General features: G+C 42.4%; 11 protein-coding genes. 8 read left to right on the top strand and 3 right to left on the bottom strand.

Annotated features, from left to right (window positions below; translation table 11 throughout):
- Window positions 1-9 precede the first annotated feature (9 nt).
- Window positions 10-606 (top strand): porin family protein, encoded by a 597-nt coding sequence (locus BGP78_RS00730; protein ID WP_119859612.1) that lies wholly within the window; start codon window positions 10-12, stop codon window positions 604-606.
- A 149-nt stretch (window positions 607-755) separates the two neighbouring features.
- Here the strand turns inward: BGP78_RS00730 and BGP78_RS00735 are convergent, their stop codons facing one another.
- The 3 genes from BGP78_RS00735 to BGP78_RS00745 form a co-directional block, all read right to left on the bottom strand.
- Window positions 756-2933 (bottom strand): ATP-binding protein, encoded by a 2178-nt coding sequence (locus BGP78_RS00735; RefSeq protein ID WP_119859613.1) that lies wholly within the window; start codon window positions 2931-2933, stop codon window positions 756-758.
- Window positions 2934-3063: 130 nt separating this feature from the next.
- Window positions 3064-5073 carry an excinuclease ABC subunit UvrB gene (gene uvrB / locus BGP78_RS00740; RefSeq protein ID WP_119859614.1) on the bottom strand — a complete coding sequence of 670 codons (2010 nt, stop codon included), beginning with the start codon at window positions 5071-5073 and terminating at the stop codon, window positions 3064-3066.
- Window positions 5070-6449: an MATE family efflux transporter gene (locus tag BGP78_RS00745; RefSeq protein ID WP_119859615.1), complete on the bottom strand. Its 1380-nt coding sequence runs from the start codon at window positions 6447-6449 to the stop codon at window positions 5070-5072. Before BGP78_RS00745 ends, uvrB begins: the two co-directional genes overlap by 4 nt.
- 996 nt (window positions 6450-7445) lie before the next feature.
- On the opposite strand from BGP78_RS00745, the gene BGP78_RS00750 reads away from it, so the two are divergent.
- The 7 genes from BGP78_RS00750 (at window position 7446) to BGP78_RS00780 (ending at window position 16004) form a co-directional block, all read left to right on the top strand.
- The gene (locus tag BGP78_RS00750; protein WP_119859616.1) at window positions 7446-9389 is read left to right on the top strand and encodes an EAL domain-containing protein; all 1944 of its coding nucleotides are present in this window, start codon (window positions 7446-7448) and stop codon (window positions 9387-9389) included.
- Window positions 9390-9579: 190 nt separating this feature from the next.
- Complete coding sequence (gene rsxA / locus BGP78_RS00755; RefSeq protein ID WP_119859617.1) at window positions 9580-10161, top strand: electron transport complex subunit RsxA; 582 nt, start codon at window positions 9580-9582, stop codon at window positions 10159-10161.
- Window positions 10162-10163: 2 nt separating this feature from the next.
- Window positions 10164-10718: an electron transport complex subunit RsxB gene (rsxB, locus tag BGP78_RS00760; protein ID WP_119859618.1), complete on the top strand. Its 555-nt coding sequence runs from the start codon at window positions 10164-10166 to the stop codon at window positions 10716-10718.
- 9 nt (window positions 10719-10727) lie between these two features.
- Entirely contained in the window at window positions 10728-13622 is a 2895-nt protein-coding gene (rsxC, locus tag BGP78_RS00765) for an electron transport complex subunit RsxC (protein ID WP_119859619.1), read from the top strand.
- The gene (gene rsxD, locus BGP78_RS00770; RefSeq protein WP_119859620.1) at window positions 13619-14677 is read left to right on the top strand and encodes an electron transport complex subunit RsxD; all 1059 of its coding nucleotides are present in this window, start codon (window positions 13619-13621) and stop codon (window positions 14675-14677) included. The genes rsxC and rsxD overlap by 4 nt, the downstream gene beginning before the upstream one ends.
- Window positions 14674-15309, top strand: a complete 636-nt coding sequence (gene rsxG, locus BGP78_RS00775) for an electron transport complex subunit RsxG (protein ID WP_119859621.1) — start codon at window positions 14674-14676, stop codon at window positions 15307-15309. The genes rsxD and rsxG overlap by 4 nt, the downstream gene beginning before the upstream one ends.
- Window positions 15306-16004, top strand: coding sequence for an electron transport complex subunit E (locus tag BGP78_RS00780; RefSeq protein WP_119859622.1), 699 nt, complete (start codon window positions 15306-15308; stop codon window positions 16002-16004). The genes rsxG and BGP78_RS00780 overlap by 4 nt, the downstream gene beginning before the upstream one ends.
- Window positions 16005-16013 lie beyond the last annotated feature (9 nt).

Below are 16013 nucleotides of genomic sequence, written 5' to 3' on the forward strand. Positions count from 1 at the left end.
ATGAATACTATGAAAATACTCTCTGCTATCGCACTGTCATTAGTCGGCACTTTAACATTTACTAGCCAAGCGGCACAAAACGATGAACAACACCGTATTGGCGTTCAATTATCTGGCGGCAGTGCATCGTATCAAAACTCAAAGCAAGATGGTGACGGCGTAGGTCAACTATATACTTATTATAACTATCAGTTTAACGCTGTATGGGCATTTGAAGCTGGGATCAGTGCCGGCTCGGAGTCAGATGATTGGAAATGCAAAGAAATAACAGATAACAAATTCACCTGTGATCGTCAGGATGAGTTGTTATTTGATTTAAATGCAAACAAGTTGGACTATTCCAACTTTATTACGGCTGCAAAGGGTCAGTATCAACTTACCGAAAACAATTATGTTTACGCAAAGTTAGGGGCACAATTTTATGAATACGAAATCGCACAATCGAGTAAAGTACTTGTAGATGAAGACGGTGTGGGCATATTTGCAGAAGCCGGTTGGCAGTATGACTGGGACAATGGCGTTGCCGTAAACTTAGCATGGCAATATATGGATATGGGTGATCTGGAAGTGAATACTTTAGGCGTTGGACTAAGTTACCGTTTCTAGGAAATTCTATACACGAATAAAATAAGAAGGTGACACTCGCCTTCTTATTCAGCGAGCTGAACCCGCAACAGATTTCGTGCAATAAAATAACCAGCACAATAAAATAACCAGTCTTGAGGGTTATTTTCACAAAATTAATCAATCACGCCTTACTCTGATGGCAGTACCACCACAAACTTCACACCCCCTAATAAACTATGCTCGGCATATATACGGCCCTCATGTGCTAACAGGATTTGCTGACAAATAGATAAACCCAACCCAGAACCGCCTAAATCCCGACTTCTTGACTCTTCACATCGATACAGTCTTTCAAAAACACGTGTTAGATCAGCGTCAGTTAACCCCGGAGCAGAATCTTCCACCGTGATCTCAACTCCTTCATGAGTTTCTTGCATTGTAAGGCGAGTTTCCCCCCCCTCATTCGTATATGCCAAACTGTTATTGAGTAAATTAATTAGAACTTGCTTAACCCTCTCTGAGTCCAATGTGATAGCAACATTATCTTGGCAGTTTGTCGTCAATGTGTGCTGCTTCCCATTATAACGAGGTATAAAATCTTGCTCTACATCTTCTATCAACGCATTAACTGAACAGGCTTCTTTGTCTAGCCGCAAAGCATTATTATCAAATTGTGCTGAACGATAAATATCGGCTATCAAATTATCCAACTGAGATATTTTACTGTGAACTTTAGTATATGCACGTTCAATGTTGGGCTCTAAATTGAATTGAAGCGCTTCTATAGAAAGCTTCAAAGCGGTCAGAGGTGTCCGCAATTCATGAGAAACATCTGCGAGTAAACGGTTTTTCTGCTCTAAGTTATCAGCCAACAGCTTGGCTTTTACATCAAATAAGCGCTGCTTTTGTTTTTGTCGTGTAAAAATCAAGCACAGCACACCGAACAGTAAGAGTAATAACAGAATGACTATGCCGCGTTGTAATTCTAAATTAGCTAAGCTTGCTTTTTGCAATGCACGTTCTTTTTGCAACAAGGATAATTCTTGATCTTGACGTACCACTTCAACACTTTTCTTTAGACGTTCTGTCTGCTGCTTATCTAAATGCTCAAATAACGCCTGTTGGACATCTTGATAGGCTTTATAACTGACAATCGCAAGCTCAAAGGCCTTATTTCTTTCATGCACAGTTGCTTGAAGTTGATATAAGCGGCTCTGATATGTGCGACTTAAACCAGGTAAAGCAAGCATCGTCTCAATTTGTTTTAACGCTTCAGGGTTAGCGTTTTGCGCAACAGCAATTTCTATCAGCGTTAACCTGACAGACCTCTCCGTTCTTTTTGCATGCGCCGAAATAGCAAGCTCTAATGCCTCATTGGCAGAAACTTTTGCTTGCCCAAACTCTCCCATCGCCAAGTAAATACTGGCTAATATACTCAATTGCCAACTGATATCACTGGGTGCATTAAGCTCCCTGACTAATGCTAAGCCGGTTTCAACATGTGATTTGGCGATGCTGAGCTTATTCAAACTCATATTCACTTGAGCTAACTTACTATGGCTATTCGCAATGTGAATGGGATTACCTAATGACTCATCAACGGCCAATGCTTGACGAAAGTGAGAGAGTGCCAATGGCAGCTTGTTTAAATCTCGATAGATTTCACCAATATTATAGAGTGAATTAGAAATCCCTTGCTGGTTCCCTAGCTGCTGCTGCAGCCGCAATGACCGTTCATGATGCAGCAACGCAAGTTCTACATTGCCAATATAATCGTAAATAACGCCTATTTGGTTATGAAAATTGGCTTGTTTTGAAGGGCTTTTTAATTCAAATGCTATTTCTAACGCACGAGTGGTGTAATTTAATGCTTTGTCATATTCCGCTTTGTATCGGTAAGCACGTCCCAAATTAGCAAGTATATCCGCTTGCAACTCTGGCTCATTTTTATCTGCCACCAAGGCCATTGCTTCTTCTAAGTAAGCGACGCTCTGCTGTGAATTACTGGTAGATTGATTGGCAACAGCTAATAAAAATGCTGTTTTAGCACGGTAAATAGGAAAACCATCGGCGTCATATTGTGCATACAACACCAGAGCACTGGCTTTAGCTTCATCTAATAAACCCAGCTTAATCTGTGCTGTAATTTCGACTTCTTTATACGCAAACCACACTTCATGATTAATAGATAAAGTTTCATCGTTCAGCGCTTCTAGCTTTAAAGTAACTGCTTGCAATGCAACTTTTGGTTCATGGGCTAATTGTGCTTGAATATCGACTAAATCTTGCATAGCCCAAGAGAAGCGACTTAGTAAAAGTAACCCAATAACCCCAAAAGTGCGTCGACATAGTAAACAATGTCTCATTTAAAAATAATAAACTGCATAGAGATGATCAATACTTGCAAATAACAAAACCCAATCAGATATTAAACAGGAATCATGGAGTAAGTGTGAATATGTACAAGCATTATCCACATTACGCTATTAATTCGGATTAAATATTAATTAACAGCTGCTGTAATTCATGAATTTCGTCTCGCACTCTAGCAGCTTTTTCAAACTCGAGATCACGTGCATGCTGCATCATCTGTGTTTCTAATTCACTAATTTTATGAGCTAACTGTTTGGCATCCAGTGTACCACCGGCACGATTTTCAGTATTAACTATAGCTTCTGTTACTGAACCGTCACTGACTTCTTCTCCAACATCCATTACATCAATGATTTTTTTCACTAAACCTTGTGGCTCTATACCATGTTTTTCATTATATGCTTGCTGAATAGTGCGGCGGCGCTCAGTCTCTTCGATGGCTTTTTGCATTGATTTTGTAATTTTATCTCCATACAAAATAGCGCGACCGTTAAGATGCCTAGCTGCTCGCCCTATTGTTTGAATAAGTGAACGTGCCGAGCGTAAAAACCCTTCTTTGTCAGCATCAAGTATGGCTACTAACGATACCTCTGGCATATCTAAGCCTTCACGAAGTAAGTTAATACCAACTAACACATCAAAAACACCCTTGCGCAAATCTCGAATGATCTCCATCCGTTCAACGGTATCAATGTCTGAATGCAAATAACGGACTTTGACATCGTGGTCGCTCAAATAATCAGTCAAGTCTTCCGACATTCGCTTAGTCAAAGTGGTAACCAATACCCGCTCTTTCTTTTCTACTCGTAAATATATTTCTGAAAGTAAATCGTCAACCTGGGTTGATACGGGTCGCACTTCTAAAACAGGGTCTAACAACCCTGTTGGACGAATAACTTGCTCAGCAACATCTCCATTAGAACGCTCCAGTTCAAAGTCACCCGGTGTTGCCGACACATAAATCGTTTGTGGTGCGATGGCTTCAAATTCATCAAATTTTAATGGTCTATTGTCCATCGCAGAAGGTAACCTAAAACCATACTCGACCAAATTCTCTTTACGACTTCTATCACCTTTATACATGGCACCAATCTGAGAAACCGTGACATGGGATTCATCTATGATCATTAATGCATTATCTGGTAAGTAATCTAATAGGGTCGGAGGCGCGTCTCCAGGATTTCGTCCTGATAAATACCGACTATAATTTTCAATACCTGAACAATAACCAAGCTCGGTCATCATTTCTATGTCATATTGTGTACGCTGCGCAACACGTTGCTCTTCCACCAATTTATTATTAGATAATAACTGTTCACGCCTAAGCTTTAGCTCGTCCTTAATATTATCAATGGCTGATAAAATCTTTTCTCGTGGCGTCACGTAGTGAGTTTTAGGGTAAATTGTGGCACGTATTAGCAACTTCTCAACGGCCCCAGTCAATGGATCAAAAACACTTAAACGTTCAACTTCATCATCAAAAAGTTCCACACGAATAGCATAAGTGTCAGACTCAGCTGGGAAAATATCAATCACTTCACCCCGCACTCGATAAGTACCACGACTAAAGTCGGTGTCGTTGCGCGTATATTGTAGTTCCGCAAGACGCCTTAACATATCACGTTGATTTATGGTCTCCCCAACCTTAAGTAATAACATCATCTTCATATATGAATCGGGATCACCCAAACCATAAATAGCAGACACTGATGCAACAATAATGGTATCACTGCGCTCTAATAGCGCCTTCGTCGCAGATAAGCGCATTTGTTCAATGTGTTCATTGATTGACGCATCTTTCTCTATGAACGTATCACTGGCAACAACATACGCTTCTGGCTGGTAATAATCATAATATGACACAAAGTACTCAACAGAGTTATTAGGGAAAAACTCTTTCATTTCTCCATATAACTGCGCCGCTAATGTTTTATTGTGCGCCATAATAATGGTTGGCCGATTTAATGTGTTGATAATATTGGCCATTGTAAATGTCTTACCGGTACCGGTTGCACCAAGCAAGGTTTGATGTGCAAGCCCTGCTTCCAGTCCGTCGCACAATTGGGCAATGGCACTCGGTTGATCTCCATTAGGCGTAAACGGAGAAACCAATTTAAATAAATCTTCACTCATGACATTGACCTTTTTAATGACGCGCTATGCATACGTTCAATGCTGCGACAAAACCACTGATATGACACTAACGCCGTTAATAAATTGCCTAACGCGGCACCAATAAACAACCCCGGCAGCCCACCTAAACGCGAACCGACATACGCCAATGGTACATAAAACACAAATAAACGGATCACACTCAACACCAAAGCATTCATAGGTTTGTGTAAGGCATTCAACGATGAGTTAGTTAAAATAATCACCCCTTGAAAACCATAGCTTAAAGGCATGATATAAATAAACAACTCTATAACTCGTATTACTTCCGGCTCATGACCAAATGTTCGACTAATCAACCCAGAACTGATCAGTAGTACAAGATAAACCGCAAATTGAAAAGCCATCACAAACTTTAGACTGGTACGGTACGCCTCTTTAACTCTATCGTAGCTTTTTGCACCATAATTTTGGCTGATAAATGGGGGTAGCGTCATAGACAGCGCGAGTACTACTAAACTCGCAATTGACTCAATACGGCTGCCGACACCAAATGCTGCGACTGCTTCTGGGCCATATTTTGCAACAATCGCAGTCATAACCGCCATCGCAATCGGCGTTAACATATTAGCGCCAGCTGCGGGGAAACCGATTTTCAATATTTTTTTACTCGCCGCTATTACACCTTGTCGCCCAGGATTCAGACTCAACAAACGTTTTTTTACCGCTAATAAGTACAGGATGATGGCAACAGCAACAGACCAAGCGATGACACTTGCAATGGCAGCACCTTTAATACCAAGCTCGGGAAATGGACCAACACCAAATATTAATAACGGGTCAAGAATGGCATTTATTAACCCTGCAAACCCCATAATAAAACTTGGCGTTTTAGTATCTCCGCTGGCACGAAGAACCGAGTTACCAATCATAGGGGTGATTAAAAACACACTCCCAAGAAACCATACTGATATATAGTCATAGATATATGGCATCACATCATTATTTGCACCAAGTAAATAAAAAGTTGGCTCAATGAGTAAATAGCCAATTATCGATAAACAAAACACAAACACGGCAGAAATAAGTAACGCAACCGTCGCATCAAAGCGCGCTTCTTCTATATTTCCACTGCCCAGTGCCTTAGCAATAACAGCGGATGTGCCAATTCCTAAACCTATAGCTAAGCTGATCACAGTAAAAGTAACAGGAAAGGTAAAGCTAACGGCTGCCAATTGTTCGGTACCCAACATACTGATGAAGAATGTGTCTACTAAATTGAACATCATCAAAGTGATCATGCCAAATATCATGGGGATGGTCATTCTCTTTAAGGTGGCAGGTATTGACCCTTCAAGAATGTCATTAATTTTGTCTGACTGCTGCACGGATGCCATACGTTTAGGACCTCTGTTGGTGAGCCAAGTATTCTAGATCATCCCACTCACTAAACCCAGACCATAAACGAATAATTACTTTAATAAGCTGAGAAACCCCCTACTTCGTCCTCATGGAATGGTTTTAAGTGGAATATGTCGTAAAATAAGGCTTAAATCGCTTAGATGACAATTTACTTACAATCACACGAGTAAAACGTATTTTTTTTGCACAGACAAACGGCAATTTGGTCACAAAACCTTCATCAAAAACATATTCTCAGCCAATTTCTGCAAAACATAGTAACCAACTGAAAATATTGAGAAAAAATTTTCTTTAAAAAGATATTGAAATGCCTGTATTGCCCTATATTCATAGCGTTGACACACTTCTTAAATATTAATAAACAGTGTTATCCACAGATTCTGTGGGTAACTCTAGAAACGCCAATAAAATAAGGCCCTACGGCACGATCAACTATTATACGCTTTTTGGTACTGAACGATCTTTATACACTTTGATGATGATCTTTCTCTTCACAATATTATTTCTGTGCTATGAGCATTTCTTGGTAGAAAATGCACTGCTCGGAAAAGCAACGATAAGTTCATGTTTTAAAATAAAATTCTTTTTACAATGAATAAAAGTACTCTGAATGATCCTGACAACAGCACAAATTACCTACCTTATATCGTTAGTATGCAAACTTTTGTCTCATAAAAGCCATGATCAAGGCCAGTAGATCTGCACTGAGTGAGAATGATCAAAATCAATTTTGTAAAAAACAGGCTTTTTGGTCAAAATTACACCTTAATGCTTAAAATTCACCACTTTTGTTTAAGAGGCCTATTTGTAACATCCGCAGGTCCCCCGTTCGAGTCGGGGAGGGGGAGCCAATATGACGAATCTAATAGACTTTTCCTCTTATTTGCACTACTCTACAAAAGTTTTTCGAAAACCATCACTGGTTACTTAAAAATACAAAATTTTCTCTTCCTTAACAGATAGATAAAACAATGGCTGGTTTTAAAAAACTTATATTTTTACAATTGTCTCTGTGGCTAACATTTTCATTGATTGGCACATTCTTCTTTGCTTCTAGTTTTGACTCCGCAGTGAGCAGAGCCCAGCAAAGCGCGCAAGTCATGGTGACGCAATATATCCAAAACAAAACAATGAATAACGTAACACCTGATCATATTCGCCAGGCGTTATCTAATGGCAATGTGTTTTCTACATTTATCGTTCGCGACTTTAACGGCGATACCGTGTTAAATGTCGATACCGCTGCCCCACTCCCTGTTTTGGCAGAAATGATTGAAGCGAATATAAATGCCGTTCGCCCCCAGTTTTCTGTCAATGTCGCAAAAGATATAAAAATTGAATTTATGATTAATGCGCAAAGTCAGGCTCAGCTGCTGCAGCAAGCCCTACTCTTGCTTTTTATCCTCACGGCACTCGTTGCCTTTATTCCTATCATTTATATGAAAGCAATATATAAACGTTTAAACCGGAATGTGAGTATTACCGTTGCAAATGCCGTTGACGTGTACATAACGCAAAATCAAGTTACAGAAAGCATTGAAAACGAATTCAATACCACGAAAATGCAGGCTTTGGGTGCAGAACTCGCCCCCTCTTTCAATCGCTTAGCCCACTTTTTAAAAAGCAAGCAAGAAGATATTCAAACAGCCGCGCAAAGTATTAAGCAAGAAGCCTACAAAGATGTAATAACAGGTCTAGGCAATCGAAATATGTTTGTGGAATATTACGAGCACCAGATTGAATCTAGCAATAAGAAAAGCTTTGGTACTTTGGCAATGATACGCTGTAGCGAATTGCAAGTGATCAACCAAACTCGTGGTTACCAAAAAGGCGATGAGTACATTAAGTCAGTCTCTGACATAATAAAGCATGTAAGTGGCACCTATACAGGCAGCCAAACGTTTCGTTTAAATAGCTCTGATTTTGCGGTTATATTACCAAATGTTCCTTCTAAAGAAGCTGAGCATTTCGGCGAAACTTTACAAGCAAGATTTACGCAATTTCAGCAAAATCAAGAGCTCAGCTCAGTAGCAAACACAGGCATTGTGCCTTACGAAACAGGCAAACCACTCGGTGAACTCCTATCAGTAGTAGATAACGCAATGAGTATGGCACAAAGTAAACAAGCCAATGCATGGCATATTCAGCGCGAGTCGGATCTGGTAAATAATGTAGGGGCTGGATTTGGTAACCAAAACTGGCGCAAAGTCATTCACGATGTAATCGACTCTAAACGCGTTAGCTTAATGATGCAAAACATCATGCCCATTGGTAAAAATGTGAAAGCGTATGCTGAAATTCAAGCGCGCTTTAAAACAGAAGAAGGCCAAATGCTGCCAACGGCTTCCTTTCTTGCCATGGCAGAAAAGCTCGATATGGCAATCGAAATTGATAAGCTAATTATTGACAGCTCACTAGAATTAATTAAAACACGCAACTTTACTGAAAAGTTTTTTGGCATCAATGTGACGGCTTCAAGTGCTCACAGCGACCAATTCGTTATTTGGCTTGAGAGACGATTACTTAAAGACGCTAACATCGCCTCTAAACTGGTTTTTGAAGTCAGTGAATTTGGGTTACAGCAAAATATTAAAGCAAGTAAACGTTTTATTGATATGGTGCACCGCGTGGGTGCGCGTATTACCGTTGAACGCTTTGGTGTGGGCCTAACCTCGTTTAAATTCTTCCGAGACTTGAAACCTGATTTCATTAAGATGGATGCAAGCTACACCCGAGGTTTAGAAGAAGATAAAAATAACCAATACTTTATGAGATTAATGGTCGATCTTGCCCATAGGATTGGGGTCAGTGTATTTGCCGAAGGTGTTGAAAGCCAAGAAGAAAAGCACATTGTAGAAACCCTCTGCCTAGATGGCGTGCAAGGCTATTACATCGAAAAACCCAAAGAAATATAAGCATTACGCCAATCTATATAAGTCATAATACCGTATTGGTATTATGACTTACTAACTAGGCTGTCAACAAAAACGCGCAAATCAGGTAGATATTAAATAAACACCTTTGTATTTATTATGATCTTCTCGTTTAAAATTGCTAAAATCCCAACCAAATGACCATCCATCAGTTTTTAGCAAAGGGGCTTTAATGACTGAATATATTATGTTGCTTATTGGCACGGTGCTGGTAAACAACTTTGTATTGGTGCAATTTCTTGGCTTATGCCCATTTATGGGTGTATCAGGTAAGTTAGACACCGCCATAGGCATGTCCTTAGCCACAACATTTGTGCTGACATTGGCCTCAGTGACCAGTTATTTAGTGAATCAATATATCTTGTTACCACTAGAGCTCGATTTCTTAAGAACGATGAGCTTTATTCTAGTGATAGCGGTTGTGGTCCAATTTACAGAAATGGTGGTGCGTAAAACCAGCCCAACGCTCTACCGCCTGCTTGGTATCTTCTTACCATTGATCACAACTAACTGCGCAGTACTGGGTGTTGCACTGCTAAACATAAAAAATGACCATACGCTCATTGAGTCAGCTGTATATGGATTTGGTGCTGCGGTCGGGTTTTCGTTAGTACTTGTTTTGTTTGCCGCATTACGTGAACGTTTAGCACTTGCCGACGTGCCAGCACCGTTTAAAGGCGCGTCAATCGCTATGATCACCGCAGGCCTTATGTCTCTCGCCTTTATGGGCTTTTCTGGATTAGTGAAGTTATAACGATGACGTTGATGTATGCTTTAATCGCGCTGGGCTCCTTAGCGCTCATCTTCGGTATAATTTTAGGTTATGCCGCCGTAAAATACCGTGTTGAAAGTAGCCCCATTGTTGAACAAGTTGATGCTATTTTACCTCAAACCCAATGTGGACAATGCGGCTACCCAGGTTGTCGCCCTTATGCTGAAGCTATCGCAAATGGCGATGAAATTAATAAATGCCCGCCAGGTGGTGACGCCACGGTTAAAAAACTCGCAGATTTAATGGGGGTTGATGCCAAACCCCTTGCCGGTGGCGAAGAAGCAGAGCCCATAAAAACAGTAGCCTACATTCGAGAAGATGAATGTATTGGGTGTACAAAGTGTATTCAAGCCTGCCCTGTCGACGCAATTGTCGGTGCGACCCGTCAAATGCATACCGTCATCGATGATGAGTGTACAGGGTGCGATTTATGCGTAGAACCCTGCCCCGTCGATTGCATTGATATGCTTCCAGTAGAACAAACAAAGCAAACATGGAAATGGCAGCTTAATGCTATCTCCGTGACGCAAATAGATTAAGAGGTTTAAGTGGATACATTACTTGAACAAATAGAACTAGGGACGCTTTGGCAGTTTCCTGGCGGGATCCACCCGCCACAGCAAAAAACACTGTCAAACGACAAGCCAATTGCACGTTTAGCCCTGCCGTCTAAGCTAGTTTTACCGCTCAAACAGCACATTGGCGCAAACGGGCAATTAATTGTAAATAAAGGGCAACATGTTTTAAAAGGGCAAGCGCTCACACAACCCAGTGGGAATTGGTCATTGCCGATTCATGCGCCAACATCAGGCGAAATCACTGACATAGCTCCAATGCCCTCAGCTCATCCATCCGCATTACCTGAATTAAGTATTATTTTAACGCCAGATGGTAAAGACACTTGGACTGAACTCACTCCAGTAACCAGCATAGAGCAGCTATCTCATCAAGCTTTGATAGATCTAATTCACAATGCAGGCATCGCCGGTATGGGCGGCGCTGGTTTTCCAACTTATATCAAAGCTGACAGTCAACGCCCCGTTGAGTTCTTAATTGTCAATGGCGTAGAGTGTGAGCCCTATATCACTGCCGATGACATGTTAATGCGTGAACACGCAGAGCAAATCGTACAAGGCATTGAAATAATGCAGCATCTTCTTACGCCCACAATCACGCTTATTGGGATAGAAGATAACAAACCTGAAGCTGTCGACGCGCTGCAAAATGCCAGTAAACATAATCCAAATATTATTGTCAGAGCAATACCAACAATATATCCATCTGGTGGTGAGAAACAGTTAATCAAAGTACTCACCTCTCAAGAAGTACCCAGTGGCGGGATCCCCGCTGACATAGGTGTGTTGGTGCAAAACGTCGGTACATTATTTGCTGTAAGTGAAGCCGTATTTAAAGGTAAACCGTTAATTGAGCGCGTCGTCACCGTAACAGGCAGTACCATTACAGATGCACGTAATGTGTGGGCATTAATTGGCACTGAAATAAAGCACCTATTAGATAGCCAAGGGTTTGAACCCGTAGAGGCGCAACGCGTTGTGATGGGCGGGCCAATGATGGGCTTTACGCTCCCAACCGTTCGGATCCCAGTGGTCAAAACAACCAACTGTATTTTAGCGCCAGACAATTCAGAATTAGCACATGCAGGTGAAGAGAAAGCCTGTATTCGTTGTAGCGCCTGTGCTGATGTTTGCCCACAAACCTTATTACCACAACAACTACAATGGTTTGCTAAAGGCAAAGAGTACGACAAATTAGAGAGTTATAACCTATTCGATTGTATCGAATGTGGTGCTTGCTCTTATGTTTGTCCAAGTGAAATACCACTTGTGCAATATTATCGTGTGGCAAAAGCCGAGATCCGAGAACAAAAAATAGAGCAGATCAATGCCGAGCGAGCTAAAGTGCGCTTTGAAGCGCGTAAAGCACGTTTGGAACAAGAGCAAGAAGAACGTAAAAATCGTCACTCACGCACCTCTTCTCGTCCAGCTAAACCCGCAGCTGAAAAAGCGAAGGTCGCTGATGCCCTGTCACGCGTGACACAAAAGCAAGGCGAAAAATCAGCGGTTCAAGCAGCTATTGAGCGCGCTAAAGCCAAAAAAATGGCCGATGGCAGTGTGCAGCCTGATAACAGTGAAATGATGCAAGAGCGCGAAAAGCGTAAAGAACAAGCTCGTCAGTACAAAGCGCAAAAGCAACATGATGACACACCTAACGATAGCAAATCTGCCGTTGCTGCTGCCATCGCTCGTGCCAAAGCGAAAAAAGCAGCAAAGTTATCGGATGATCAGGCAATCGCAGATCTGGATACAACTAAGCCTTGCGCCTCTGAAACACCATCACCTGATGAAACAAAGGCTGATCCTCGCAAAGCAGCGGTTGCCGCAGCCATTGCACGCGCTAAAGCGAAAAAAGCTGCCAAACCTTCTGACGGTAATGTACCTGAAGAAGTCTCAGAAACGGCGAAAACACACAGTGATACTGATCCACGAAAAGCCGCAGTCGCCGCAGCCATAGAACGTGCTAAAGCGAAAAAAGCGGCCAAGCTTGCGCAAGAGCAAGGCAGCGATGAAGCGCCACATGTAAACAACCCTGAGTCTGGATCGAAACCTGAGTTAGACACTGCCGACCCAGTAAATACTGAGGCCGACGCTGACCCACGAAAAGCTGCTGTTGCTGCCGCCATTGCTCGGGCAAAAGCCAAAAAAGCGGCCAAGCTTGCGCAAGAACAAGGCAGCGATGAAGCGCCAATTGCAAACAATGCTGAGTCTGGATCGAAACCTGAGTTAGACACTGCCGACTCAGTAAATACTGAGGCCGACGCTGACCCACGTAAAGCCGCAGTTGCTGCCGCCATTGCTCGGGCAAAAGCCAAAAAAGCGGCCAAGCTTGCGCAAGAACAAGGCAGCGATGAAGCGCCAATTGCAAACAATGCTGAGTCTGGATCTAAGCCTGAATTAGATACTGCCGACCCAGTAACTACTGAGGCCGACGCTGACCCACGTAAAGCTGCTGTTGCTGCCGCCATTGCTCGGGCAAAAGCCAAAAAAGCGGCCAAGCTTGCGCAAGAACAAGGCCACGATGAAGCGCCACTTGCAAACAATGCTGAGTCTGGATCGAAACCGGAATTAGACACTGGCGATCCAGTAAGTACTGAGGCCGACGTTGACCCAAGAAAAGCAGCTGTTGCTGCTGCCATTGCTCGGGCAAAAGCCAAAAAAGCGGCCAAGCTTGCACAAGAACAAGGCAGCGATGAAGCGCCACTTGCAAACAATGCTGAGTCTGTATCTAAGCCTGAATTAGACACTGGCGACCCAGTAAGTACTGAAGCCAACGTTGACCCACGAAAAGCTGCTGTTGCTGCCGCCATTGCACGGGCAAAAGCCAAGAAAAAACGTAAAGAACAAGAAGGAAATGACCCGTCATGAAATTAACCATGGCCTCATCACCACACAATCACAGCCAAAAATCAGTGAGCACATTAATGATCACTGTGATGTGTGCTTGTATTCCAGGCATACTTACTCAAGCTTATTTCTTTGGGTTTGGAGTACTAATTCAGCTCATTATTGCGTTAGTTACAGCAACTTTGGTTGAAGCTGTTATCTTAAAGTTACGCAACAAACCTATATTATCCACGTTAAACGATGGAAGCGCTTGGCTTACCGCAGTGCTACTTGCCATCAGTATTCCCCCACTCGCACCATGGTGGATCACCGTTATTGGTATTGTTTTTGCCATAGGTATGGTGAAACAGCTATATGGCGGATTAGGCTTTAACATATTTAACCCTGCTATGGGAGCTTATGTTTTACTGCTTATTTCTTTTCCAGTACAAATGACGAGCTGGATACCCGTAGAACAGCTTCTTGGAGCCCCCATTGCCCTCACGGACCAATTCTCTTTGATATTTACTCATACCAACAGCGCAGGATTAACCTTAGACAATGTCCGTACCAGTATTGATGGCACAACCATGGCAACGCCGTTAGATGCTGTTAAAACCGCAGTGAGCCAGAGTTTTACTGTCTCTGAAGCAATGAAAGGCGCACAGTTTTCTGATTATGCTGGCATTGGTTGGCAATGGGTTAACGTTGCTTACTTACTGGGGGGTATTTACTTAATTAAAACCAAGGTTATTAACTGGCACATTCCTGTTTCACTCATAGCGACACTCGCCATATGTAGTGCAATTGGCTACATTGTAAGCCCGGGTACGCAAGCCGGTTCTATGTTTCATTTATTTAGTGGTGCGACCATGCTTGGGGCATTTTTTATCGCGACAGATCCTGTTTCTGCGTGCACCACCAATAAAGGTCGACTCATTTTTGGCGCAGCAATTGGGTTATTAATATACCTGATACGCCATTTCGGTGGTTACCCTGATGCAGTCGCATTTGCCGTGTTATTAATGAACATGGCGGTTCCTTTAATTGAGCATTACACTCAGCCCCGCACGTACGGACATGGAGCGAAGAAATGATCGTACAATCTATGTACAAGAATGGCTTGATCCTCACTGCATTTGCATTGGCTACCACTGGCAGCGTGGCACTGATCCAAACGATTACCGCTGAACGGATCGCAGAACAAGAGCAACAAAATTTAGTAAAACAACTCAATCAAGTACTGCCACAAAGCAACTACGATAATGTACTGTATAAAGACTGTGTACTAAGTAATGCACCAGAGTTAGGCCCTAAAGGGCCGCACATGATTTACCGTGCCAAGATGAATAATCAACCAACGGCCTTACTTATCAGGCATATCACACCACGCGGTTATAGCGGTAATATTGATATCCTGACTGCCGTCATGCGTGATGGAAGCATTTCTGGTGTGAGAATAACGCGCCATGAAGAAACCCCGGGGCTGGGAGATAAAGTTGAATTAGCTAAATCCGACTGGGTTACGACCTTCAATGGTTTAACAGTTAATACGAAAGATGATGCCAGCTTTGCCGTCAAAAAAGATGGTGGTCAATTTGATCAGTTTACTGGCGCAACTATCACACCTCGCGCTGTCGTCGACTCAGTCAAAGAATCAACCTGGTATGCAATTCAACATTTTGATGAATTATTCGAAGCAGACAATGCCTGTGGAGCAACGCTATGAGTCAATTAAAAGCTTTAATGAAAGAAGGAGTATGGGGCAATAACCCCGCGCTAGTTCAATTACTTGGATTGTGCCCGCTGCTTGCAGTAAGTAGTACAGTAACCAATGCACTAGGGCTAGGTATTGCCACATTACTGGTACTCGTGGGATCTAATGTTACCGTATCATTGGTACGAGAATGGGTGCCAAAAGAGACCCGGATCCCGGTGTTTGTCATGATCATTGCCGCATTCGTCACCATTATACAACTGCTGATGAATGCCTACACTTTTGGACTGTATCAATCACTTGGTATTTTCATACCACTCATTGTTACTAATTGTGCCATCATTGGACGCGCCGAAGCGTTTGCTTCAAAAAATAATGCCTTACTCTCAGCATGGGACGGCATTATGATGGGCCTTGGCTTCGCCATGGTATTACTTGTATTGGGGGCAATGCGAGAAGTACTGGGCCAAGGGACATTATTTGATGGTGCAAATTTACTGCTTGGGGAATGGGCAACCCTCTTACGTATTGAGTTATTCACGTTTGATAGCCAGTTTTTAGTGGCAATTTTACCACCAGGCGCATTTTTAGGGTTGGGTCTGCTGATCGCAGGTAAAAATGTCATTGATGAGCAAATCAAAGCGAAAGCAATAACCGTTGATACGCCAGAGAAAGCACCAAGAGCTCGAGTAACCAGTTTAACGTAACAAGTAAGT

Origin of the sequence: Pseudoalteromonas sp. MSK9-3 (assembly GCF_003590335.1) — a bacterium.
Classification (GTDB): domain Bacteria; phylum Pseudomonadota; class Gammaproteobacteria; order Enterobacterales; family Alteromonadaceae; genus Pseudoalteromonas.